We start from the raw sequence: 24,522 nt of genomic DNA, 5'->3' as shown, positions 1-24,522 counted from the left end.
CGCGCCGGTCATGGCGCAGCTTGGCTAGCTTTGACGCGAGATAACGAAACGCGCGGCATCCCGCAAGCCATCCGCGCCTGTGCCGTAAGGAGAAAGCGCATCCATCGCCGCTTCGGTCAATTCCTTGGCCCGCGCTTTGGCCCCGTCCAGACCCAAGAGCGAGACAAATGTCGCCTTGCCCGCGCTTGCGTCCTTTTGCAGCCGCTTTCCGGCGGTTTTCTCGTCGCCCTCTACATCCAAGATGTCATCGGCGATCTGAAAGGCAAGGCCAAGCGCCTCGGCGTAGGCCTGCATCGCGGCGGTATCGCCCCCGACCATGCGCGGCCCCGCCGTGGCCGACCACGCGATCAACGCGCCGGTCTTGCCGTTTTGCAAGGCAGTGATCTGCTGCAAATTCAACGGCGCGGCGGCGGTTTCGGCGGCGATATCGAGCGCTTGGCCCAAGACCATGCCGCGCGCACCTGCGGCCTGTGCCAATGTCAGCGCCAGATCGGCCCGCGCCTGCGCCGCCTCGGCCCCGCGCGGATCAAGCGCCAGCTCGAAGGCCAAGGATTGCAAGGCATCCCCCGCCAGAATCGCCGTGGCCTCGTCCCATTTGACATGGACCGTCGGTTGCCCGCGGCGCAGATCATCATCATCCATCGCGGGCAGGTCATCATGGATCAAACTATAGGCATGCATCGCCTCGATGGCGGCGGCGGGCCAAATCGCGCGCGGGGCCGTCACATCATGCAAAGCGGCGCTTTCCAGCACCAGATAGGCACGCAGCCCCTTACCGCCGCGCAGCCCGTATCGCATCGCCTCGATCACCGGCTGGTCGCCCATGGGGGCTAAAACATGCTCGAGATGCGCGCCCGCCTGTACGGCCCGCGCGGTCAGGTCGGTTTGAAACACTCAAAGTCCCTCGACAGGGGTGGTTCCTTGCGGCGCGCCATTGGCATCCAACGTGATCGCCGCGACCTTTTCCTCGGCTTCCTTGAGCTTGGCCTCGCAGCGCTTTTTCAACTCCGCGCCGCGCTCGTATAGCTTGATCGAATCCTCCAGCGCCACATCGCCGCGCTCAAGCTGGCCGACGACCTGCTCCAACTCGGCCATGGCCTGTTCGAATGTCATTTGGGATGGGTCTGTCGCGGTCTCGCTCATGGTGCGTCCTTTTGCGGCTGGCAGCTTTGGCGTGATCATAGCGGCGGGTGCGGCGGGGTTCAATCGCGCAGCGCCTTGCGCGCGCCGCCCGATTGCCGCAAGTTTCCCCCATGCAAGACAGCGAGCAAAAAAAGACACCCATGATCGAGGCCGAAAGCGCCCTGCGCGATCCGCAGGCGGCGCTGCATGCCACCGAGAAGCTGGAAGCTGCGGGCGGCGTGCATGAGGGTCTGCGCACGATGGTGCTGCACGATATTTTGCGCATCGTCCCGAAAAAACGTGCGCTGTTCGCGGGGACATTGCGCGGGCAGCAGGCGGTGTTTCGCCTTGCGCTCAGCGGTGACGAGAGGCGCCAGAGCGCCGAACAATGGGCCGAGCTGAACCGCATTTACCCGCATATGCGCGAGGGCGCCTACCGCGTGCCAGAGCCGATGTTTTTCGATCAAACCGATGGCATCACCGCGATCAGCCGCGCAGCAGGACGACCCTTGATGATGCATCTGTGGTCATTGCCGCGCGAAAAACGTTTGCCCGATATCGAGGCCAGCGCCCGATGGCTCGCGCAATATTGCGCACCCAGCACCGAGCGGCGCGGCGTGGATTGGCGCAACTGGGCGCGCCGCTGCGAAACCGCCGCAGCAGCGCAGCCCTTCGAGCAGCTCCAGAAAATCGAAAATAAGGTTTTGCAAAAGACCAAGAAACTGGGCCGTATGGTCAAGGATCTGGAATGGCGCGTGGCCGTGTGCCACGGGGATTTCCATCCGCTGAACCTGATCATCGCGCCCGATGGCACGCGGCTCACGGGGCTTGACCTTGGCTCGTCGTTTTTGATGCCGATCTACCGCGATATCGCGCGCTATCTGATCTACAACGCGCGGCGGCATTTGTGGACGGGCGATGCGCGCCGCTACGGCGTCGACGGGGCTTCGATCGACGCCTTTGCCCGCGCCTTCGCGATGAGCGACGACGAGCGTAACCTGTTCATCCCTTATATGATCGCGGTGGAAACGCTGACGCGGGTGGAATCGAAGAACGAGGTCACGACGCGGCTCAACAACAGCATCGAGCTGGCCGAGCGGCTGTTCGAAGACCTGCGCGAATTGACGCTTTAGGCCGAGAGCAGCGCGCCGACATGGGCGGCGCTGGCCTGCGCCAGAGCGTCCAGATCATAGCCCCCCTCCAGCAAGGACACCAACTTGCCACCGCAATGGCGCGCCGCGATATCGCACAGGCGTTCGGTCAACCATACGTAATCGTCTGTTTGCCAGTTGAGCTGTGCCAGAGGATCGCGCGCATGGGCATCAAACCCTGCGGAGACGAGCAGAAGCTCGGGTTTGAAATCCTCCAGCGCGGGAAAGACCTCGGCCTCATAGGCGGCGCGCATTTCGGCGCCTCCGCTGCCGGTTGCAAGTTCGATATTCATCACATTGCCATGCGCGCCGGTCTCTGACGCACGGCCGGTTCCGGGCCAGAGCGGAGATTGATGCGAGCCGATGAAAAGCGCGCGCGCCTCGTTCCAGAGCAGATCCTGCGTGCCGTTGCCGTGGTGCACGTCGAAATCCACGACAGCAACGCGCGACAGGCCGCGCCGCTCCATCGCATGGCGGGCGGCGATGGCGATATTGCCAAAAAGGCAAAATCCCATCGGCGTGGCGGTTTCGGCGTGATGGCCTGGCGGGCGGGCGGCGACAAAGGCCTTTTGCGCCGATCCGTCCAACACCGCATCGACGGCGGCAATCGCCCCGCCAACGGCGCGGCGCGCGGCGGTCATCGACCCCGCCGAAAGCCATGTATCCTCGTCCAGACGCGCGCGCCCCTCGTCGGGCACTCCGGCGGCGATCCGGTCGATATAGCTTTGCGGATGGCACAGGGCGATATCGGCATCCTCGCCGAGCGGCGCGGCGCGGCGATCAAGCGCACCGAAATCAGGACCGCCGAGCGCCTCGGCAATGCGGCGCAGGCGCGCGACTTGCTCGGGGTGACCCTCGGGCGTGACGTGATCGAGGCAATCCTCATGCATGAAAAGCGCGACGGTCATTGCGGTTCTCCCCCCTTCGGTTGGGGCCATCCTGACGCGGCGCGGCGCGCGCGGCAAGCCTCTATTCGGGGCTGAGCATATAGCCTTCGCCGCGCACGGTTTGCAGGTAACGCGGCTGTTTCGGGTCGGTCTCGATCTTGCGGCGCAGACGGGTGATTTGCACGTCGACCGCGCGCTCTTGGGCGCTGTCACCATCGCGGCCGAGGTCCTCGACCAAAGCGCTGCGCGAGATCGCCTCGCCGGCGCGGGCCGCGAAAATCTTCATCAACTGGCTCTCGGTGGCGGTCAGACGCACCAATTCATCGCCGCGCCACAATTCGCCGCGCTCGATGTCATAACGCACAGGGCCAAGAAGCAGCAGCTTTGGCGCCAGATCAGGCGGCGCCTGTTCGGGCATACGGCGCAGTATGGCGTTGATCCGCAGCAATAGCTCTTTCGGCTCGAAGGGTTTGGCGAGGTAATCATCCGCCCCTGCCTCCAGCCCCTCGATGCGCTCGGAGGTCTCGCCCTTGGCGGTGAGCAAAAGGATCGGCGTCGGCAGCGTTTTGGACAGGGCGCGGGTCAACGCAACACCGTCCTCTCCCGGCATCATGACATCAAGCACGATGAGGTCGAATTCCAGCCCTGCCAGAATACGCCGCGCATGGGCCGCATCACGGGCAGCGGTGACCAAGAACCCGTGACGGGTCAGGAATTTTTGCAGCAATCCGCGGATGCGCTCGTCGTCATCCACGATCAACAGATGCGGGGCAAGATCGCTCATGATCCGCCATCCTTGAGGCGCAAATAACGGCGGCGCATTTCGCCGTCCATCATCGCCTCCAATACGGTGCGAAACCCTGCGACGGCCTCGGGTCCGGCGGCGCGGTAGGCGCTGCGCATCCGGCTGCGCTGCGCATCCGAAAGCTTGCGCTCGAGCGCCGCGCCCTGCTCGGTCAAAAACAGATTGCGTTCGCGCTTGTCCGATTTGCCGACGCGCGATTCGACCAATCCGTCCTCGACCAAAGTGCGCAGCACGCGGTTGAGCGATTGTTTGGTCACGCCCAAAATGGCCAACAGGTTGTTCACCGTCGTGCCGGGCGCGCGGGCGATGAAATGCAACGCGCGGTGATGGGCGCGCCCGTAGGCCATACCCTCCAGTATGCGGTCAGGATCGGCGGTGAAGCCGCGGTAGGCAAAAAACATCGCCTCAATGCCTTGGCGCAATTGCTCGTCTGTCAAGAACAGAAGGTTCTCGCCGCCATGCACATCTGACATAATTCCCTCCTGACGTTCACATTTTGCCCGATTAGGGGGCAGTCTAGGTCAGCTATGTTGACATTCCAAGTCCTAACTGGTAGCGAATCTCGATTTTGGCGCAATATTATGTCCGTTTCGGGATTAACTAGCGCAACAAATGCAAACCTGCGGCTTGGCCGCGCAACGTGAAGGAACATAAGATGACGGGCGCATATGATGATCGCGACGGCAAAATCTGGATGGATGGCACACTTGTCGAGTGGCGCGATGCAAAGGTGCATATCCTGACCCATGCGCTGCATTATGCCTCCTCCGTCTTCGAGGGCGAGCGCTGCTACAACGGCAAGATCTTCAAGGGCGTCGAACATTCCAAGCGCCTGAAGCGCTCGGCCAATCTTCTGGATTTCGACATCCCCTATTCGGTCGAGGAAATCGAAGCCGCGAAATACGCGATGCTGGAGGCGAACGGTTGGACCGATGCCTATGTGCGCGCGGTGGCGTGGCGCGGCGCGGGCGAGGACATGGGCGTTTCGGCGAAAAAGAACCCCGTTCGTTTGGCCGTGGCCGGATGGGAATGGGGCAACTACTACGGCGATGCCAAGATGAAGGGCGCCAAGCTCGACATCGCGAAATGGCGCCGCCCCGATCCCGCGACCATTCCGTGCGAGGCCAAAGCCGCCGGTCTTTATATGATTTGCACCATGTCCAAACATGCCGCCGAGGCTAAGGGATGCTCGGACGCGTTGATGTATGATTATCGCGGCTATGTGGCCGAGGCGACCGGCGCGAATATCTTCTTTGTGAAAGACGGCGAAGTGCACACACCCAAACCCGATTGCTTCCTCAACGGCATCACCCGTCAGACGGTTTTGGGGATGCTGGCCGAGCGCGGCGTGACGGTGCACGAGCGCCATATCATGCCCGAGGAACTCGAAGGTTTCGAGCAATGCTGGCTCACCGGCACCGCCGCCGAGGTTACGCCCGTGGGGCAGATCGGCGATTTCAAATTCGAGGTCGGCGCTTTGACCCGCGACATCGCGGAGAGCTATGAGAAACTGGTCCGTATGTAAGCGATTGCCATGAAAGCCGTGAAGCGCCGCGCGAGAAATCGCGCGGCGTTTTGCGTTTAGCGCAGGGTGCGCTGCAACTTGGCCATGCCCGCGATCCAGCGATCATAATCCGCGGTTTTGTGCTGCATGTATTTGAGCACCTCGGGATGCGGCAGGACAAGGAACCGGCCCTGCTTTACCCCCTCGAGCGCGGCACTGGCCACCTCCTCGGCGCTCAGCACCCCATCGCCCAGCGCACCGGCATTGCGCGCGCTGTCGTCATCGGCGATCAGCCGATCCAACATCGGCGTTGCGACGCCTTGCGGGCACAGGATCGTCACCTGAATCCCGTGGTCCTTATGGGTCAGGGCGAGGCTTTCGGCAAAGCCAACGGCGGCGTGTTTGGTGGTCGAATAGACGGCGCTGCCAACTTGGCTCAACAGCCCCGCCGCAGAGATCGTATTGAGAAAGGCCCCGCCGCCGCGCGCCCGCATCCGCGGCACCAGAATACGCGCCGCGTGGATATGGGCCATGACGTTGACCTCCCACGCTTTTTGCCAGACATCGGCATCGGCAAAAGCGGCATTCTCGCCCTTAGGATCAAACCCCGTGGCAATGCCGGCGTTGGAGCAAAACAGGTCAATCGGCCCGTGGACCTCTTCGACACGGGTGATCAAAGCTTCGATTTGCTCTTGCGAGGAGACATCACAGGCACGGCCTTCGCCGCCGATCCATGCGGCGGTCTCGGTCGCGCCTGCCTCGTCGATATCAACGCAGATCACCTTGGCCGCGCCCGCCTCATGAAGTGCCAGCGCCAGCGCGCGGCCGATCCCATGCGCGGCGCCGGTTACGACCGCAATTTTACCATTGATATCCATGATGATGCCTCTCCCTGCTCGGTGTCAGGGCGAGGCTAGGCAGGGGCGCTTGCCGTGGCAAGCACCGCCGCGCATGACGCAGCGGCGCGGCGGGCCTTTGGCCCTGCGCACAGGGGCGTTAACCCGGGCTCATCCCGCGCAACCGTTCGGAGCGGCGGCGCAAAAGCTCAAGCGTGGTGAGAAGCAAAACCGAGATCACCACAAGGATCGTCGCCACGGCAAGGATGGTCGGCGAGATCTGCTCGCGCAGGCCGGTAAACATCTGCCAAGGCAGGGTCTTTTGCGCGGCAGAGCCGACAAAGAGCACCACGACCACCTCGTCAAAGGAGGTGATAAAGGCAAAGAGCCCGCCGGAAATCACTCCGGGCAAAATCAAAGGCATTTGCACGCGGAAAAACGTGGTCACAGGCCCCGCGCCCATATTTGCCGCCGCGCGGGTCAGCGAGCGGTCAAACCCGACGAGCGTTGCGGTGACGGTGATGATGACAAACGGAATGCCAAGCACCGAGTGGGCCAAGACGACTTTGACGTAGCCGACGAAATTCTTGTTCATGCCGAGGCTGTTTTCCATCCAGTTGCCCAGCGTGGAGTAGAAAAAGAACATTCCGGTCGCCGAAATGATCAGCGGCACGATCATTGGCGAGATCAGGATCGCCATGATCGCGCGGCGGAACGGCACGTGGCTCTGGCTTAGCCCGATGGCGGCCAATGTGCCCAAGGACACCGAGATGATCGTCGCAATCGGCGCGATGATCAGCGAGTTTCTGAAGCTGTGCTGCCAATCGGAGCTGGAGAAGAAATCGCGGTAATGTTTGAGGCTGTAGCCGTCGGGGTCGAGCGTGAGCATCTCCGGCGTGAAGGTAAAGAAATCCTGTGCGTTAAAGGACAGCGGGATGATCGTGATGATCGGCGCGATCAAAAAGAAGAAGATACATCCACAGATCACGCGGAAGGCGTAGAACCAGATGCGCTGTCCGGTGGTGGCATAGGGGGGAAGGCTGCTCATGGTCTTATCCCAACTTCACGTTATCGATGCCGACGATTTTGTCGTAGGCGTAATAGAGGATCAAAACCGCCGCCAAGAGGATCGCGCCAAGCGCCGCCGCCAGACCCCAGTTCAACGACGAGGAGATGTGATAGGCGATACGGTTCGAGATAAACACGCCCTTGGTGCCGCCGACGAGTTCGGGGGTGATGTAATAGCCGATAGCGAGGATGAACACGAGGATAGACCCCGCGCCAATGCCCGGAATGCTTTGCGGGAAATAGACGCGCCAGAAGGCGGTCCAATTGGTCGCGCCAAGCGATTTCGCCGCGCGCAGATAGCTGGGCGGGATGGTCTGCATCACCGAATAGAGCGGCAAGATCATGAAGGGCAACAAGATATGCGTCATGGCGATGATCGTGCCGGTGGCGTTGTTGATCATCACCAAACGGTTCGCATCATCGACCAACCCGATCCAGACGAGCAGATCATTGATCACACCTTGTTGTTGAAGCAAAACCTTCCACGCCGAGGTGCGCACCAGAAGCGAGGTCCAGAACGGCAAGAGCACGAGGATCATCAACAGGTTCGCCTGCCGCATCGGCAGGTTCGCCAAAATCCACGCCACCGGATAGCCGAGCAAAATGCACGAACCGGTGATCATCAAGCTCATGATCAGCGTGCGTTTGAACAAGGTGATATAGATTTGCTGGTTCTCGGGGCGCATCTCGACACCCTCCGGCCCGACCTGCAAATCCGCCGCGTTCAAAAAATATCCTGGTGTGTATTTGGGCGAATTGGCTTTGATCGTAATCCAGACCTCGGGATCATCCCAATCCTTGTCGAGGGCGATGAATTTATCCTTGAAGGGCGCGTCAGCGGCGAGATCCCATTTTTTGACCCCGCGCCCCGATTTGCGGAACAGCGAGGAAATCCCGTTCATTTCATAGTTCAACCGCGTGCCAAGGCGCGTATGCGTCTTCTCGGCGACGGCGACTTTCATATCGGCAGCCAGCGCCGCAAAGACCTCTTCATCGGGGGATTGGCCAGAGGTGCTATCCCAAGTTTGCAAGGCCGCGACGGTTTTTGGCAGGGTCTGCTGGACGATCTGGTTCTCGACCGAGCGGAACAACATATCGCCAATCGGCACGATGAAGGTGACCAGAACGAAGAGCAGCAAGGGCGCGACCAACAAGAGCGCGCGAATTTTCTGGCGGCGCAAGGCGCGGGCGAGGCTGGCCTTGAGAGGTTTGCCATCGGCGGCCATCACCGGACCGGATGTCTCTTGGGCTGTGGTATCACTCATGGATCATATCCCCGTTCATCGCGCGTTTGCCGCGTCTCGTCTTGAGGTCCGCGGCGCGAAGCGCGAGGGCGGACAAGCTGCGAGCGGGCCGGTGATCCGGCCCGCCGCTATCATGCGTCCGAAGACTTAGTTGGCGAGCCACGCCTGGAATTTCGCATCCAGATCGTCGCGGTAATCCGCCCACCACATGTAGTTGTTCACAAAGGTGTTTTCGGCGTTGGACGGCTCGGTCGGCATATGCGGTGCCATTTCGATACCCAATTCGGCATGGGTCGAAACCAGCGGCGCGGAGGAGGCGCGTGCGGGGCCGTAGGAGATGTATTTCGCCTGATCGGCCAAACGCTGGGTGTCGGTTGCGAACATCACGTAGTCCTTGACGCGCGCCAGACGATCATCGGCCAGACCGGCGGGGATCACCCAACCGTCAAGGTCGAACATCTGCCAGTTCCATGCCATGCCGATGGGCTGCTCTTTTTCGACGATGGCCGAGAAGAGGCGGCCGTTGTAGGCCGATGCCATGAAGACTTCGCCGTCAGCCAGCCATTGGATCGGCTCGGCGGAGGCGGACCACCACAGGGTGTCGGCTTTGATGGTGTCGAGCTTGGCAAAGGCGCGCGCTTGGCCTTCGTCGGTTTCCAATGTGTCGTAGACGTCCTCATAGGCGACGCCGTCACAAAGCAAAGCCCATTCCATGTTGGCGATGGGGTTTTTGTTGAGCGCGCGCTTGCCCGGATATTTCTCCAGATCAAACACGTCACATGCGCCGGTGGGCGCTTCGACGCCTGCGGGCACTTGGTCGGTGCGATAGCCGAAGGTCGTCGAGAAGACGATCTGCGGGATGAAGCATTCGGAGACCAGCATGTCGCCGAAATCATCCGCCGCCGAGGTGCCATCGGGCGCAGCGGCCAGATCGGTCGCCGGATCGATTTCCAGCGCAAGGCCCTCGTCGCACAGGCGGATCGCATCCGCGGCTTCGACGTCGACCAGATCCCACGTCACGTTGCCCGCTTCGCTCATCGCGCGCAGCTTGGCCACGGCTTCGGAGGAGCTTTCATCGTTGATGATCTTGATGCCGGTCTTTTCCATATAGGGCTCGTGGTAGGCTTTGAGCTGCGAGGCCGAATAGGCGCCGCCCCACGATACGATGGTCATTTCGCCAGCCATGTGGCCGTCTGCGCCAGCCGTGCCTGCGGTCATCGCAAGTGCTGTGGTGGCCAGAAGAGTTTTTGTAAGTTTCATAACTTTCTCCCAGTTAGTTCCCGTTTTTATGTGCAGGCCATTGGCAACGGGCAGAACCGCTATGGCCGCGGGGTATATCGTGCGCACGAAAGGGCAGCGCGCACGAATTCCGTCTCACGCGTCAAGCGCGTGGCAATCCTCGGGCATCCAGCCGATTTCGATCTGCTGTCCCGGCTTGAGGCGCACCTGATCGGGGGCGTTGCGGGTTTTGATGACAAATTCGTCATTGCCGGCAACGCGCAAACGGGTGCGGAAAATATCGCCCATATAGATGAATTCGAGCACCTCTGCCTTGAGGGTATGCGCATCGGCATGCAGGCGTTCTTTGTTATATTCGACGCGCTCGGGGCGGATCGATACGCGGGTGCGCTCGCCGACCTTGCTGACGTTGACCGGTTTGCAATCGATCACTTCGCCGCCGTCCAGTTCGACCAATGCCTTCGAGCCGCTGATCTGTTTGACCACGCCTTCCATGGTGTTGTTCTCGCCGATGAACTGCGCGACGAAGCTGTTCTCGGGCGATTCATAAAGCTGGTCTGGCGGGGCAAGCTGCTGGATGCGCCCGTCTTGGAACACGGCAACACGGTCCGACATGGTCAAAGCTTCGGTCTGGTCGTGGGTCACATAGACCACGGTAATCCCGAGATTGTCGGAGATCGCCTTGATTTCAAACTGCATTTTCTCGCGCAGCTGTTTGTCCAGCGCGCCGAGTGGCTCGTCCATCAACACCAGTTCGGGTTCAAAGACCAAGGCGCGCGCCAAGGCGACACGTTGCTGTTGTCCGCCCGAAAGCTGTGCAGGGCGGCGCCCGCCGAATGTGCCCATTTCGACCATGTCGAGGGCGCGTTTGACCTTGGCTTCGCGTTCCGATTTGCCCATTTTGCGCACTTCCAAGGGGAAGGACAGGTTCTCGGCAATCGTCATATGTGGAAAGAGCGCGTAATTCTGGAACACCATCCCGATGCCGCGTTTGTGCGGCGGGATGTTGTTGATCGAGATGCCGCCAAGGCGAATGTCGCCATGGGTGGCGGTCTCGAACCCTGCCAGCATCATCAGGCAGGTGGTTTTGCCTGACCCCGAGGGGCCGAGCATCGTGAGAAACTCGCCCTTGGGCATCGAGAGGTTGAGATCTTTGACGACGAGCGTTTCGCCGTCATAGCTTTTTTGAACGCGTTCAAATTCGACAAAGGCGTCGTTGTTCGCAGTATCGGCCAAAAGAGGCTCCCCGTTTTCGTTCAGCGGATTTTCCCGCTCGTTATCGCTAAACTAAAGCGCCTCAGGGACGCGGTTGCAACCTGATCGCGGCCTTTTTGGGCGAAAACCGACACCAACAGGAATAATGGGCAGTGGATTGGCCAAAAAAAGTCGATCTGCCTGCCTTATTCGCATCATCTGGTTCGGTTTTCTGCTCAAAACCACGCTTTACGCCACGCCAAGCACGCGGGTGACGGCGCGCTTTGTCTTCTCCACCACCTCGTCTGCCTCGGCGCGACTCAGGCAAAAGGGCGGGGCGAATCCGAGGATATCGCCTTGCGGCATGGCGCGCGCGATGACCCCCTCTTCGGCCAAGGCCGCGGCGATTTGCGGGCCGGTTTTGAGCGCCGGATCAAAGGGCGTGCGGGTGGCGGGGTCGGCGTCGAACTCGATGGCCGCCAACATGCCTTCGCCGCGAATCTCTCCGACATGGCGATGCCCGCCCAAGGCCTCGCGCAGCCCCGCGTTCAAATAGGCTCCGACCTCGCCGGCGTTCGCGATGAGGTTCAGATCGTCCAAAAGCCTCAGGTTCGCCACCCCCGCCGCCGCGCCGATGGGATGGGCCGAATAGGTCCAACCATGGCCGATGGGGCCGTTCTCGTCAGTCCCCTGCTCCAGCACCTTCCAGATTTTATCCCCGACAATCGAGCCGGACAAAGGCGCGTAGGCAGAGGTTAAGCCCTTGGCAATAGTGATTAAATCGGGCTTCATTCCATAGTGGTCCGATCCGAACATCGTGCCCAGACGGCCAAATCCGGTGACCACCTCATCGGCGATCAGCAAGATATCATGTTTGGCCAGAACCTGCTGCACCGCGGCCCAATAGCCCTCGGGCGGGGGCACAATGCCGCCCGTGCCCAGCACCGGCTCGCCGATAAAGGCGGCAATCGTATCGGCCCCTTCGCGCGCAATCAGCGCCTCCAGCTGCGCCACCAGATGGGCGGTAAATTGCGCCTCGCTCATCTCGGTCTCGGGGCGGCGATGATAATAGGGCGCCTCGGTGTGGATCACCTGCGACAGCGGCAAATCGAACTTCTTGTGGAACAATTCCAGCCCCGTGAGAGAGCCAGTCACCAGCCCCGACCCGTGATAGCCGCGCCAGCGCGAGATGATCTTTTTCTTCTCGGGGCGACCCAGTATATTGTTGTAATACCACACTAATTTCACGTTGGTTTCATTCGCGTCGCTGCCCGACTGGCCGAAATACACTTTAGACATGCCCGCAGGAGCGCGGTCCAGAATCATCTTGGACAGGGTGATCGAGGCCTCGGTCCCATGGCCGACATAGGCGTGATAATAGGCCAGTTCGCGCGCCTGATCGGCGATGGCCTCGGCAATCTCCTGACGGCCATAACCGACGTTGACGCAATAAAGACCCGCAAAGGCGTCGAGCATCTTTTTGCCGTCGCGGTCCTCGATATGACAGCCCTTGGCGGTGCGGATGACGCGGGTCGCGGTCTCGCCGCGCGCGTGCTGCGCCAGATGGGTCGAGGGGTGGAAAAAGCTCTCGCGGTCCCATTGGGCGAGTTGGTCATTGGTCAGCATTCGGGCATCCTCGGGTTAGGCAGTGAGTGGTGGCACAGGGGCAATTTTGGCGATCTGTATCACGTCGGTAAAACGTCGGTATAGCGTCGGTGCCCGCGCGGCCTCAGTTGTGCACAACTTTGCAGCACGAGCAATCCCACCCATGATGGATTGCCCAAAATTTAACTGATTTTCCAAAAACGACATCCCTGTGTCGTTTTCGAAGCGGACGAGTTGTGCACAAATTGGGTTGATCGAGTGACGCCATATCAAGAGGTCGCCATGCCCCCCATCTCTCTCGCCTTCACCGCCTCCGAATACGACCGCCGCCTTGCCTTGACCCGCGCCGCGATGGCGGCGCGCGGCATTGATATTCTCTTTGTCGAGGATCCGTCGAATATGGCGTGGCTGACGGGGTATGACGGTTGGTCGTTTTACGTGCACCAAGGGGTGATCTTGACGCTGGAGGCAGAGCCGGTCTGGTGGGGCCGCGGGATTGATGCCAATGGCGCGCGGCGCACGTCGTGGCTGGCCGAGGACAACCTGCGCCCCTATTCCGACCATTATGTGCAATCGACCGAATTCCACCCGATGCAACATCTCGCCGAGGTGATCAAAGACATGGGATTCGAGGGCGCGCGCCTCGGGGTCGAGATGGAGAATTACTATTTCTCGGCCAAGGCCTATACCACGCTTTGCGCCGAATTGCCCAAAGCCGAGATCGTCGATGCCACCGCTTTGGTCAATTGGCAGCGCGCGGTGAAATCCGCCGAAGAGATCGCCTTTATGCGCCGCGCCGCGCGGATTTCCGAGAAAATGGTCACCGGCGCGATTGAACGGGCCGAGGTCGGATTGCGCAAGAACGAGATGGTCGCCGAAATCTACCGCGATGCGATTTTGGGGGTCGAAGAGGATTGGGGCGATTACCCCGCCTTGGTGCCGATGGTGCCCTCGGGGGCCGATTCGTCGGCGCCGCATCTGACGTGGGACGGATCGCCGCTGATCCCCGAGCAATGCACGTTTTTCGAATTGTCCGGCGTTTACCGGCGCTATCACACGCCGCTGTGCCGGTCGGTCTATCTTGGCACGCCGCCCGATGATTTGCGGCGCGCCGAGGGGGCGTTGGTCGCGGGGCTCGAAGCGGGATTAGAGGCGGCGCGGGCGGGCAATCGCGCCTGCGATATTTTCAATGCGCTGGCCGTGCCCCTCGAAGCTGCCGGTATCAGCCGCAGCGCGCGCTGCGGCTATCCCATCGGGCTGAGCTATCCGCCCGATTGGGGCGAGCGCACGATCTCCTTGCGCGGCAGCGATCACACCATATTGGAGCCTGGCATGACCTTTCATTTCATGCCCGGCCTGTGGACCGATGATTGGGGGCTGGAGATCACCGAAAGCATCCTGATCACCGAAGAGGGCGCGGCGGAAACCTTTTGCAACGTGCCGCGCAAGCTCTTCGTCAAATGACCCCGCTTTTGGCAAGAACAGAGACTGTTTTGGCCGAACTCATCGGCTATCCCACCGTCTCTTCGGACAGCAATCTGGCGATGATCGCGGCGCTGGCCGAGCGGCTTGAGGATGCGGGCGCGCGGGTCGAGGTTCTGGCCTCTGCTTGCGGGGCCAAGGCCAATCTTTTCGCCACGCTCGGGCCGGATCGGGATGGCGGCATCGTCCTGTCGGGCCATAGCGACGTGGTGCCCGTCACCGACCAGAACTGGAGCCGCGATCCCTTTGTGATGCACCGCGAGGCGGGGCGGCTTTACGGGCGCGGGGCCTGCGATATGAAGGGGTTTATCGCCGCCTGCCTCGCCATGGCGCCCGAATTTGCCGCCCGCGATTTGCGCCGCCCGATCCATTTCGCCTTTACCCATGACGAAGAGGTCGGATGCCTCGGCGCGCGGGACTTGGTGCCGCAACTGGCCGCGCGCGGCATCCGCCCCGCGATGGCCCTGATCGGCGAGCCGACGATGATGCGAATCATCGAAGGCCATAAGGGATGTTGCGAATATCGTGCGGTTTTTCAAGGGGTTGAGGGGCATGGATCGGCGCCCGATCTGGGGGTGAATGCCGCCGAATATGCGGTGCGCTATGTCAGCCGCCTGCTGGAACTGAATGAGGCGCTCAAGGCGCGGGTGCCCGCCGGATCACGCTTTGACCCGCCGTGGAGCACGATCAACATCGGGCGGATCGCGGGGGGCGTTGCGACCAATGTCATCGCCCCGCGCGCCGAGGTGGAATGGGAAATGCGCCCCGTGGTGCAGGCCGATCAGGATTTCGTCAAAGATGCGATCACGGCCCATGAAGCGGCGCTGGATGCGCAGATGCGCGGGCGCGATCCGCGCGCCGGTATCACCACGCAGGTGATCGGCGAGGTCTGCGGATTGGAGCCGATGGAGCATAACGCCGCGCGCGATTTGATTGCGGCGCTGACCGGCGAGAATGGCGCCGATCTGGTGCCTTTCGGCACCGAGGCCGGATTGTTCCAAACCTTGGGTTGCGACGTGGTCGTATGCGGACCGGGGAGCATCGATCAGGCCCATAAGGCCGACGAATATGTGTCTCTAACACAGCTGGAAACCTGCCTTGCGCTGCTTGGCGGGATCGGCGACAAGATGTGCGAACCCGCATAGGAGCCGCCATGTCCGCCGAGGCCAAGGATCGATTGGAGCAGATTTACGAGACGCTGTTGCGGCGCATCTGCTTGCTCGAATATGCCCCGCGCACGCGGCTGTCGGAGGCGCAAATCGCTGCCGAATTCGACCTGTCGCGCACGCCGATCCGGCGGGTTCTGGCGCGGCTCGAAGATGCCGGATTGCTCGACAGCCAACATGGCGCGGGCACTTTTGTGACCGATGTGCCGCTGGGCGAGATGGCGCGCACCTATGCATTGCGCTGCGAATTGGCGGGGCTGGTGGGGCGGCTCTCGCCCGTGGCGATCACCGCCGCGCACCGGCGCGAGATGCAAGGCTTTGAGGATCGCGCCGCCGCGCTGCTGGCCACGCCCGATGCGCGCCGTTTTGCAGAACTCAACATGGATTTCTTTCGCTTTGGCGTCAGCCTGACGGGCAATGAGGCCCTGCGCGAGATGTCTTTGCGGCTCTATTACCAAACCGCGCGGATCTGGCTGACCTCGATCACACGGCTCGATCTGGCGGCAGAATCCGAGATTTTCGCCCGCGAGATCGCCCAGATCGGCGAGGCGATCCGTCTGGGCGATACGCAGGCGGCGGCGACGATCCGGCAGGCGCATATCTCGCTTTGCGTGACGCGGTTGCGTCAGTTTTCGCAAGAATAGAGACTGTTTTTCGCACCCCGCCGAGGGGCCGTGCGGCGCAAACACCGCCAAAATCCGCGCAAAAGAACCTTACGGCGCTTTGTGCATTTTGCTGTTTCTAAGCTCTGCGCGCTCCCCTAACCTCTGCCCCAGCGCCCCGATAATTGACGGGCACCGGTTTGCGCGCGCGAGGAGAGCGCGCCGGACGGCATAGCATCTGAGGAGATACCACAATGGCCCTGCCCGCAATTTTCGACACTCTGCGCCTGCCGCTGATCGGCTCGCCGCTCTTTATCATTTCCGGCCCCGATCTGGTGATCGCCCAATGTAAGGCGGGCATCGTCGGCTCGTTTCCGGCGCTCAATGCGCGCGAGGCGGCGGGCGAGGAGGTGCAGCTTGACCTGTGGCTGACCAAGATCACCGAGGAGCTTGACCGCCACAACCAAGCCAACCCCGACACCCCCGCCGCCCCCTATGCGGTGAACCAGATTGTGCACCGCTCGAACGCGCGGCTGGAGCGGGATCTGGAAATTTGCCACCGTCATAAGGTGCCGATCTGGATCACATCGCTGGGCGCGCGCGAAGAGGTGAACCAAGCGGCGCATGATTGCGGCGGCATCGCCTTGCACGATGTGATCAACAACAAATTTGCCCATAAGGCGATTGAAAAAGGCGCCGACGGTTTGATCGCCGTGGCTGCCGGTGCGGGCGGTCATGCGGGGGCGCAATCGCCGCTCGCCCTGATGCAGGAAATCCGCGAATGGTTTGACGGGCCGGTGTTCTTGTCCGGTGCCATTGGCCGCGGCGACAGCATTCTGGCGGCGCAAGCCATGGGCGCGGATGGCGGCTATGCGGGCTCGGCCTTTATCGCCACGACCGAGGCGAATGCCGATGCGGCCTATAAGAAAATGGTCGCCGAATGCACCGCCGAGGACATCGTTTATTCGAACCTCTTCACCGGCGTTTGGGGCAACTACCTCAAGCCGTCGATCGCCAAAACCGGATTGGACCCCGACCATCTGGAAATCTCCGATCCGTCGAAAATGGATTTCGGGTCGGGTCGGGCCAAGCCGAAAAGCTGGAAAGAAATCTGGGGCTCTGGCCAAGGCATCGGCGCGGTCAAAGAGGTGGTGCCTGCGGCCGAACTCGTCGCGCGTTTTCAATCCGAATATATCGCCGCGCAGGAGCGGCTGGCGGCGCAGCTCGGGTGGAAACGGGCCTGATCAGAGACTGTTTTGTGAGTTTGAGGGCGCCGCGCGACATGCACGGCGCCCTTTGTTTTGCCCGCCGCCTGCCGCGATTGTTGCGCCGCTGCGGGGGGCGCATTAACGTGATGCGATGATCCAAGCGGGAGGCAGATCATGGGACCGTTGACAGGAATACGGATCGTCGAATTTGCCGGCATCGGGCCGGGGCCTTTTGCGGGCATGATGTTGGCCGATATGGGGGCCGAGGTGCTCCGCATCGACCGCGCCGCATCGGGCGGCAAGGCGATGCCCGATCAGGCCTATGGCGATGTCTTGGGACGCGGGCGCAAATCCGTGACGCTTGACCTCAAGGACCCTGCGTCGGTTGAGGTCGCCTTGCGGCTGGTGGCGCAGGCCGACGGGTTGATCGAAGGCTTTCGCCCCGGTGTGATGGAGCGTTTGGGCCTCGGCCCCGAGGTCTGCGCCGCGCGCAATCGGGCGCTGGTTTACGGGCGAATGACCGGATGGGGGCAAGACGGCCCTTTGGCCCATGCGGCGGGGCATGACATCAATTATATCGCCCTGTCGGGGGCGCTTTGGGCGACGGGCGACAAAGAGGGCGCGCCGGTGCCGCCTTTGAATTTGCTCGGCGATTTTGGCGCGGGCGGGATGCTTTTGGCCTTTGGCATGGTGGCGGCGCTTTTGCGCGCGGCCAAGACCGGCGAAGGCGATGTGGTGGATGCGGCGATTGTCGATGGGACCGCCACGTTGATGGGCTTTATCTACGGGTTTTTGGCCAATGGCGGATGGCAAAACGCGCGCGCCTCGAACCGGCTCGACGGGGCTGCGCCGTTTTACGGCACCTATGCCTGCGCCGATGGCAAATGGATATCGCTCGCGCCCTTGGAGCCGCAGTTTTTTGCCCTGCTGGTCGAACGGCTCGGGCTGAGCGGTGCGGCGGTCGAGGGGCGCGATGATCCGGCTCATTGGCCCGCGCTTCGGGCCGAGTTAGAGACTGTTTTTCGCCAAAAAAGCCGCGACGAATGGTGCGCGGTTTTCGAGGGGACGGATGTGTGTTTTGCGCCTGTGCTTGATCTGGAGGAGGCGCCGCAGCACCCCCATAACGTGGCGCGCGGGGTGTTTGACACCTCCGCCGGATATGCACAGCCCGCCCCCGCGCCGCGTTTTGCCAATGCGCCCGCGCAAATGCCGCCGCCCGCGCCCCGCGCGGGGGCCGATAATGCCACGGCGTTGCAAGGCTGGGGCTTTGGCCAAGAGGAGGTCGAGGCCTTGATCGGTGCGGGGGTTTTGCGCGCGGATCAAGCGCCGATAAAGAACAAATAGAGCGTCAGCACCACGGTCATCAGCGCCGAGAAGCGCATGTTCCATCGCAACCCGATGGCCGCCGCGTCGCGCTCGATCACCCGTGCGGCGATGCGCACCGAGGCCGAAAAGGCCGACAATCCGACGATGATCGCCCATGACATCGTCACCATATGTGCAATCGACAGGTCCGAAAGCGCCAATCCAGGCAGGCTGGGCAGGGTTTCGACCGCGATGGTGACGGTGATGATCGGGTTGATGCCGATGACCGACCCGATAGCAATCGCCCAGAACGACAAGACCAGAACCGCGCCTTCGGACAGGCCCATCTGCGTCACCGCCGCGCCGACGGCGGGCAAATCGATCAGCGGCGGCACCAGAACGCCGATAAAGGCGGAGCCTGCGAATATGCCCACTTCGGAGCGCATCTGCGGCAGGCCGGGGATCACGTCGCGCAAGAGCCAGCCGCCCGAGGCGCGCAAAGGATGCGGATCGCCCGCGCCGCGCATCTGGATATAGATCCAGCCCAGCGCGATAAAGGGCACCGCGATGAGCAGCGCCGCGATCATCGACAGATCCAGCACCGCGGCGAGCGAATAGGCCAGCGCGGGGATCAAAACCACCAATCCCACCAAGGGCACAAGCGCCGTCAAGGGCGCGCCTTCGGTGCGATTGGCAGGGGTCGGTTTGGGATAGGTGAAGCGGTCCGTGACCCACCCCAGCCCCAGATAGACCACCGTTGCGGCAAGGCCCACGGGCAGGATGTCGATCCAGCGCACCGAAGGCAGGCCCGACAAAACGATGGCCAATGTCATGGTCGTCGGCGACCACATCGGGATCGAGCAAAAGCCGCGCAACATCGCCAATGTCATGCGCTGCAGCCGGATTTCGGAGACGCGCGGCTCGGTCGCGCCGCTGCGCGCATCGACGCCGCCTTTGATGATCGACCCCAAAAGCGACAGCGTGCCCAGATTGAGCAGCACCCCGAAAAGCGCCCCGCCCACGGTCAGCACCGTATAGCGCCGTCCGGGCGGTTGTTCGACCAAAGCCACGCCGCATTTGCGGATCATCGGCGAGCGCGCCGCCGCGCCCTGCAACAGGCTCAGCGCGGTGACGAAAAACGCCAAAAACGCGGCGCGATCCGTGGCCCGTGCCAAAGTGTCCAGCCCGATTTTGCCGCTCATGAGCATGAGGCCCGCACCGAGCAGCGAGATCATCACCAAAATCCGCGCGACCTGTGCCAGATGGCGCCATTCGCGCAAGAAAAACAGCAAAAGCGCCGGCCCCGCGATGGCGGCGGTCAGGGCGCTCGGCACACCGAGTTGCGCGGCGGCGGAGCTCAGGCAGACCAGCACCAGCAAAAAGGCAGAAGGCTCGGGACGGGGCGGCTGCGACATGACGCTGCCTTTCGAAGGGATCAGGGGAGGGGCGACAAAAGGCGGCGCGAGACCCCGCGCCGCCCCGCATTGGTATTAGCCAATCCCGTGAGGCGCAAGGATTTGCCGCAGCGCGCCGCCCGTGGCAAGTTTGTCAAAGCCTTCGTTGATCTCGTCCAGACCGATATAGCCGTCGATCAGTTGATCCACCGGAAGCTGGCCGCTTTGATACATTTTGAGGAAGCGCGGGATGTCGCGCACCGGCACGCATCCGCCCATATAGCAGCCGCAAATGGATTTCTCGTTGGTGACCAGATCACCATGTTCAAAGGCGAATTTCGCCCCGATCGGCGACAGGCCCGCGGTGACGATCCGCCCGCCGCGCGCGGTGATCGCATAGGCCGCCTCCATCGCCGGAATGGCGCCCGCCAGTTCGACCGAATAATCCACCCCGCCATGGGTCAGGTCTTTGACCTTTTCGACCAGATCGGGATCGCGCGCATTGATCGCATGGGTCGCGCCCAGCGCCAGCGCCTTGTCGAGCTTGGCCTGTTCGAGATCGATGGCAATGATCGTATCGGCGCCTGCGGCTTTGGCGCCCATGACCCCGCACAGGCCAACGCCGCCAAGACCAAAGACCGCCATCCGGTCACCCACGGCGGCATGGGCCGCATTGACCACCGCGCCCACGCCGGTCATCACCGCGCAGCCAAAGAGCGCCGCATCGGTCAGGGCGATGCTCTTGTCGATCACCACGACGCTGCCGCGATTGACCACGGCATATTCGGCAAAGCAGGACACGCCGACCATATGGCGGATGGTGTTGCCGTCGGCGTCCTTGATCCGGCTGCCGCCCGAGATCAATTCGCCCGCCGCGCGCGCCGCAGGGGCGGCTTCGCAAATCTGCGGACGTCCGCCAAGACAGGTGCGGCAGCGCCCGCAGGAGACCGAGAACTGGAAGACCACCGGATCGCCGACCTTGACGTCGGTGACGGCGCTGCCGACCTCGACCACTTCGCCCGCGCCCTCATGGCCCATGACCATCGGCACGGGGGCGGCGCGGTCGGCATTGATCACCGACAGGTCCGAATGGCACAGGCCCGCGCCGGTGACCTTGACCACCACATCGGTCGGTTTGGGCGGATCGAGGAACACATCCTCGATCTGCAAGGGTTGGCTTTTGGCATAGGGCGCCGGCAATCCGGTGGCGCGCAAAACGGCGGCTTTGCTCTTGAGTGTCATGTGATTTGTCTCTCTCCCTGAGTGTTCTTGGCGTGACTATGGCGGGTTTATGCGCCGCGATAAATGCCAAAGTCACCTTAGGGAAAGCGCGGGTGCGACGCGCGCGCGCCTAATGGTTTGTCTCGCCCGCCTCGACGGTAAAGAAAAACTCCTCCTCCGGATCGCGGGCGATCACCTCGGCGGGGACGCAATCGGGACCGGTGAGAAAGACCGCAGAGCCGAAATGCAAATGCATGCGGCTGAGCTTTTCGAGGCGCGGGCCGGTGAGTTCGGTGTAAAAGGCCGAATATTTCTCGGTCGCCTTCAGCGCGTCGATCTTGGCACGGTGCATTTCGACCGCATGCTCATGGGCGGCGCGGATTTGCGGATCGGCGAGCATCTTGTCCATCTCGGCCCGCATCATCGGCAGGCGCGACTGGATCGAGGTCTCTTCCTCGAAGTTGTTGTTCATGCGGAACCAATAGGCCAGCCCTTGGTCGCGGTCCACGTGGTTCACCCGCCCGCGGTCGCGTTTGACCAAAAAGCTTTCGGCGCTGCGCACGGCGTAGTGGTTCAGCTGCACCAGATCATAACCGTAGGTATCCACCGTCGAGCGCCAGCCGTTGCGAAACATCTCTTTGGGCAGGGGCGCGCCCGACCCGTTGACCCAATTGATGTCTTCCCAAAGCTGCGGGTTCAGCCCCTTGGGCCGGTGCACGCCAAGCTTTTTGAACAGGCCGATGGTTTTGAACAGGGTCTTGAAACCCCATGCCTGATGCGGTTTGCGGGCCAGTTCGGGGGCGCAGCGGGTGAATTGCTCGGTGATCGGGCGGTCATGGAATTCATGCACATCGCCATTGCCGAAAAGCCGCCACGTCATGGCGATCATATTGGCATCGGGCACGGCGGCAAACAGCGCGTCCAATGTGCCATCACCGGTTTTGATGTTCACATATTCATCGACATCGATACAGGTCACCCAACGGGCGTTTTTGATCACATCCTCGTTGTCGGCGTCCTGCAAGGCGGCGTGCTGCGGCTTGAGGCCGGATTTTTTGAACGGGTTGTCCTTGTGCTGCACGTAGCCTTTGGTTTGCAGCAGTTCGAGCAACGTATCGGTGCCGTCGGTGCAATCATTGGTATAGACGAGGAAATCGTCAAAGCCGATGGCGCGGTGATAGGCGAGCCATTCAAGGATAAACGGCCCTTCGTTTTTCATCGTGGTGACGATGGCGGCGCGGCCGCGGCCTTTGCTCGGATCATCGGTCGACAGTTCCGGCATGCGCACGGGGTTATGGCCAAAACGCTGCGTGCTCATCTCCAGCAAGGGCGGATGTTCGATCAGGCTGGTTTTCGGGACAATTTTGGACACCGAATCCGTCGGATGGCGCAGCGCCATATGCCGGTAGAACAGCCCCGCACGATCCGTCGCCGTGGGCACGCGGCCAATGCGCACCAAACGCCAGACCGCCTCGCTCGGGGCTATAGCAGGGGCGATGCACCAACGTTGTTTGAGCCCCTGCGCGTCGAATTGCACACAGATATGATCGGCAAAATGCGCCTTGTCATCCTTGCGCACCCGCCACGGATAGCAATGTTGCCCCAAAACGGGGATCACCCCCGTCGGCGCATCCACCGCGCCGTCGAACACGCTGCCTTGCGGACCGGGAAAGAGCAGGTCGTACACGTCGATATTGGCCACGGCCCGCGCCGTGCCCAAGAAGCGCGCGCGGCAAATCTCGTAGCTTAGAACCGCCGCCAAAGGGGCGGACCACGGTTCGGCCTCGGGGATCTCCATCCGGTCCTTGCCGGGGGCTTCGGGGACGCAAATCGGGTGGGCCTCGGGGGGGGCATCATCGGCGCCAAGCGGCGCATCGGCGTCAATCACCACAATCATGATGTCATGGTCTAGCTTCGCCACCATTCGGGCCAGCTTTTTGGCAAATCCGTCGCGCGCTGCCGGATCGGCGCGGTTGAGGATCACCGCGCCATCCATCGCATGTTCGCGCGCGTGATACTCGAGCCAGTCGCGCACGATCTCGGGGCGCTCGCCATTGCGCGTGGCCAAGGCGGCATTGCGCCCCTCGAACAGCTTTTGCTCGGCGGCGACGGGGATGACCTCAAGCTCCTGCCCCGCGATCTTGAACCGGATCGGGCCGACCGCCGTATCGACGTCGCATAAGAACCAAGGCGCGCCGCCGACCGAGCGCACCTCGGTCACGGTCGTCCCTGCCCCGCCCTCGATCAAGGCCGCATCGGCGCCTTGGCGAAAGTAGAGATCAACCTTGCGCTTGCCGTCTTCGAAACGCTCGACCGCGTTCAAAAGCGTCACGCCGCCGTGGCTGACGGTCTGCATCCGGCGGGTCAGGATCGTGGGTTTGCCCGCGCCACTATTGCGGGGGGATCGGGGCGATGTGTCCTTGCTCATGACGTGCTCTTTGCTTGCATCTGCTGCGCGATGAAGGCGCGCATTGCGGCCTCTTCGGGCGGGGTCGATCCGGTCAACAGGCCCAGCCGCCACAGGGTTTTGACATGGGCGATATCGTCGCGCAACGCGGCGCGGCGCGCGCCATGTTCGGCGCAGGCCTGCGCATGGGCGCGCGCCACCTCGGGATCGGCCAAAAGCGTCTCTAACTTGGCCCGAGTTGCCGTCATCATCGGCAAAATCGCGCGGTCCTCGATGGTATTGAAATTGCGTTCCGCCCAATAGTCGAGGTCGATTTTGCGGTCCATATGGTTGGGCAATCCGCGCAGGGATTTGAGGATAAACTCCTCGGCCGAGCGCAAGGAATAATGGTTGAGCCGCGCCAGATCGGGGAAGCGCGCGGCGCTTTTGTGCCGCCCGTATAGCGAGATCAACGCCTCGTTTTGCGCAAACTCCGGCGCCATGGCTTGGCCCGAGGGGGCGGCCCAACGCGGCGCTGCGTTTTTTTTGTTGCGCGGGCGGTGCACGCCGAGTTTTTGAAAAGCCGCGGGCCGGATCAGGGATTTGAACAAATGACCCATCGGGTAATGCAAATCCTCGGGCGCGGCGCGCAAGAACCGCTCGGGGGTCAGCCCCTCGCCCATCGCCACCTGCCCGCCGGAGCCGAAAAGCCACCACGGCAAGGCAATCGCATCGGGCGCGCCGCAGGCTTGGATAAGGTCCGATACCGTCTCTATTTCGCCCGAAAAGCACAGAAATTCATCGCAATCAAAGAACATCGCCCAATCGGCGGATCGGGTCAGCGCATGATCGCCCAGCAATTTGAGCGCCTGCCATTGCACCGATTTGCGCCCCTTGGGGGCAAAGGGCAAATGGGTGACGCTGCCCGTCTTTGCCAAAGCCTCAAGCAACGCATCCGTGCCGTCATCGCAATCATGAGAGGCCACAAGCATATGGTCAAAGCCCGCCGCCAGATGGTGGGCAATCCATTCGAGCACATAAGGCCCTTCGTTGCGCATTGTGGTGAGGCCGAGAATCTTCAACCGCCTGCCTACTCTTTCCTG

The 24,522-nt window shown here is 62.1% G+C and carries 21 protein-coding genes and 1 pseudogene; 7 read left to right on the top strand and 15 right to left on the bottom strand.

Annotated elements, in window-relative coordinates; genetic code table 11:
* Positions 1-24: 24 nt before the first annotated feature.
* Both ABWV64_RS08765 and ABWV64_RS08760 read right to left on the bottom strand, forming a co-directional pair.
* Complete coding sequence (locus ABWV64_RS08765) at positions 25-894, bottom strand: polyprenyl synthetase family protein (protein WP_502902628.1); 870 nt, start codon at positions 892-894, stop codon at positions 25-27.
* A complete protein-coding gene (locus ABWV64_RS08760) occupies positions 895-1,143 on the bottom strand; it encodes an exodeoxyribonuclease VII small subunit (RefSeq protein ID WP_353344127.1) in 249 nt (82 codons plus the stop codon).
* Between the two features lie 140 nt (positions 1,144-1,283).
* On the opposite strand from ABWV64_RS08760, the gene ABWV64_RS08755 reads away from it, so the two are divergent.
* Positions 1,284-2,255 (top strand): phosphotransferase, encoded by a 972-nt coding sequence (locus ABWV64_RS08755; protein ID WP_353344125.1) that lies wholly within the window; start codon positions 1,284-1,286, stop codon positions 2,253-2,255.
* Here the strand turns inward: ABWV64_RS08755 and ABWV64_RS08750 are convergent.
* From ABWV64_RS08750 to ABWV64_RS08740, 3 genes are all read right to left on the bottom strand, one after another.
* Complete coding sequence (locus ABWV64_RS08750; protein WP_353344123.1) at positions 2,252-3,181, bottom strand: histone deacetylase family protein; 930 nt, start codon at positions 3,179-3,181, stop codon at positions 2,252-2,254. The genes ABWV64_RS08755 and ABWV64_RS08750 overlap by 4 nt on opposite strands.
* 61 nt (positions 3,182-3,242) lie before the next feature.
* The gene (locus ABWV64_RS08745) at positions 3,243-3,944 is read right to left on the bottom strand and encodes a response regulator (RefSeq protein WP_353344121.1); all 702 of its coding nucleotides are present in this window, start codon (positions 3,942-3,944) and stop codon (positions 3,243-3,245) included.
* Positions 3,941-4,438: a MarR family winged helix-turn-helix transcriptional regulator gene (locus tag ABWV64_RS08740; protein WP_353344119.1), complete on the bottom strand. Its 498-nt coding sequence runs from the start codon at positions 4,436-4,438 to the stop codon at positions 3,941-3,943. The genes ABWV64_RS08745 and ABWV64_RS08740 overlap by 4 nt, the downstream gene beginning before the upstream one ends.
* Positions 4,439-4,620: 182 nt before the next feature.
* On the opposite strand from ABWV64_RS08740, the gene ABWV64_RS08735 reads away from it, so the two are divergent.
* Entirely contained in the window at positions 4,621-5,490 is an 870-nt protein-coding gene (locus ABWV64_RS08735) for a branched-chain amino acid aminotransferase (protein ID WP_353344117.1), read from the top strand.
* Between the two features lie 56 nt (positions 5,491-5,546).
* Here the strand turns inward: ABWV64_RS08735 and ABWV64_RS08730 are convergent, their stop codons facing one another.
* The 6 genes and pseudogenes from ABWV64_RS08730 to ABWV64_RS08705 all read right to left on the bottom strand — a co-directional run bounded on the left by ABWV64_RS08730 (position 5,547) and on the right by ABWV64_RS08705 (position 12,676).
* Positions 5,547-6,347, bottom strand: coding sequence for an SDR family oxidoreductase (locus tag ABWV64_RS08730; RefSeq protein WP_353344115.1), 801 nt, complete (start codon positions 6,345-6,347; stop codon positions 5,547-5,549).
* Between the two features lie 118 nt (positions 6,348-6,465).
* Positions 6,466-7,344: pseudogene (locus ABWV64_RS08725) on the bottom strand (ABC transporter permease); the annotation flags it as partial.
* Between the two features lie 13 nt (positions 7,345-7,357).
* A complete protein-coding gene (locus ABWV64_RS08720; RefSeq protein WP_353344113.1) occupies positions 7,358-8,638 on the bottom strand; it encodes an ABC transporter permease in 1,281 nt (426 codons plus the stop codon).
* Positions 8,639-8,764: 126 nt separating this feature from the next.
* Complete coding sequence (locus tag ABWV64_RS08715; protein ID WP_353344111.1) at positions 8,765-9,877, bottom strand: extracellular solute-binding protein; 1,113 nt, start codon at positions 9,875-9,877, stop codon at positions 8,765-8,767.
* A gap of 114 nt (positions 9,878-9,991) precedes the next feature.
* Entirely contained in the window at positions 9,992-11,092 is a 1,101-nt protein-coding gene (locus ABWV64_RS08710; RefSeq protein WP_353344109.1) for an ABC transporter ATP-binding protein, read from the bottom strand.
* 207 nt (positions 11,093-11,299) lie between these two features.
* Positions 11,300-12,676 carry an aspartate aminotransferase family protein gene (locus tag ABWV64_RS08705; RefSeq protein WP_353344107.1) on the bottom strand — a complete coding sequence of 459 codons (1,377 nt, stop codon included), beginning with the start codon at positions 12,674-12,676 and terminating at the stop codon, positions 11,300-11,302.
* 261 nt (positions 12,677-12,937) lie between these two features.
* Between ABWV64_RS08705 and ABWV64_RS08700 the strand changes: the two genes are divergently transcribed.
* The 5 genes from ABWV64_RS08700 to ABWV64_RS08680 all read left to right on the top strand — a co-directional run bounded on the left by ABWV64_RS08700 (position 12,938) and on the right by ABWV64_RS08680 (position 18,457).
* Positions 12,938-14,119 (top strand): M24 family metallopeptidase, encoded by a 1,182-nt coding sequence (locus ABWV64_RS08700; protein WP_353344105.1) that lies wholly within the window; start codon positions 12,938-12,940, stop codon positions 14,117-14,119.
* On the top strand, positions 14,116-15,282 hold the full coding sequence (argE, locus tag ABWV64_RS08695) for an acetylornithine deacetylase (protein ID WP_353344103.1): 1,167 nt from the start codon (positions 14,116-14,118) through the stop codon (positions 15,280-15,282). The genes ABWV64_RS08700 and argE overlap by 4 nt, the downstream gene beginning before the upstream one ends.
* A gap of 8 nt (positions 15,283-15,290) precedes the next feature.
* Positions 15,291-15,947, top strand: a complete 657-nt coding sequence (locus ABWV64_RS08690) for a GntR family transcriptional regulator (protein ID WP_353344101.1) — start codon at positions 15,291-15,293, stop codon at positions 15,945-15,947.
* A gap of 212 nt (positions 15,948-16,159) precedes the next feature.
* Positions 16,160-17,149 carry an NAD(P)H-dependent flavin oxidoreductase gene (locus ABWV64_RS08685; protein WP_353344099.1) on the top strand — a complete coding sequence of 330 codons (990 nt, stop codon included), beginning with the start codon at positions 16,160-16,162 and terminating at the stop codon, positions 17,147-17,149.
* A 138-nt stretch (positions 17,150-17,287) separates the two neighbouring features.
* Positions 17,288-18,457, top strand: coding sequence for a CaiB/BaiF CoA transferase family protein (locus ABWV64_RS08680; RefSeq protein ID WP_353344097.1), 1,170 nt, complete (start codon positions 17,288-17,290; stop codon positions 18,455-18,457).
* Here ABWV64_RS08680 and ABWV64_RS08675 read toward each other — a convergent pair.
* The 4 genes from ABWV64_RS08675 to ABWV64_RS08660 all read right to left on the bottom strand — a co-directional run bounded on the left by ABWV64_RS08675 (position 18,433) and on the right by ABWV64_RS08660 (position 24,501).
* Positions 18,433-19,833 carry a hypothetical protein gene (locus ABWV64_RS08675; RefSeq protein WP_353344095.1) on the bottom strand — a complete coding sequence of 467 codons (1,401 nt, stop codon included), beginning with the start codon at positions 19,831-19,833 and terminating at the stop codon, positions 18,433-18,435. The genes ABWV64_RS08680 and ABWV64_RS08675 overlap by 25 nt on opposite strands.
* A 75-nt stretch (positions 19,834-19,908) precedes the next feature.
* Positions 19,909-21,054 (bottom strand): zinc-binding dehydrogenase, encoded by a 1,146-nt coding sequence (locus ABWV64_RS08670; RefSeq protein ID WP_353344093.1) that lies wholly within the window; start codon positions 21,052-21,054, stop codon positions 19,909-19,911.
* Positions 21,055-21,163: 109 nt separating this feature from the next.
* A complete protein-coding gene (locus ABWV64_RS08665; protein WP_353344091.1) occupies positions 21,164-23,461 on the bottom strand; it encodes a glycosyltransferase family 2 protein in 2,298 nt (765 codons plus the stop codon).
* Complete coding sequence (locus tag ABWV64_RS08660; protein ID WP_353344090.1) at positions 23,458-24,501, bottom strand: glycosyltransferase family 2 protein; 1,044 nt, start codon at positions 24,499-24,501, stop codon at positions 23,458-23,460. The genes ABWV64_RS08665 and ABWV64_RS08660 overlap by 4 nt, the downstream gene beginning before the upstream one ends.
* Between the last annotated feature and the right edge of the window lie 21 nt (positions 24,502-24,522).

Origin of the sequence: Litorivita sp. NS0012-18 (assembly GCF_040371945.1) — a bacterium.
Taxonomy (GTDB): domain Bacteria; phylum Pseudomonadota; class Alphaproteobacteria; order Rhodobacterales; family Rhodobacteraceae; genus Litorivita.
Note: the sequence above shows the minus strand (reverse complement) of the source record. Positions and strands in the feature narration are given on the sequence as shown.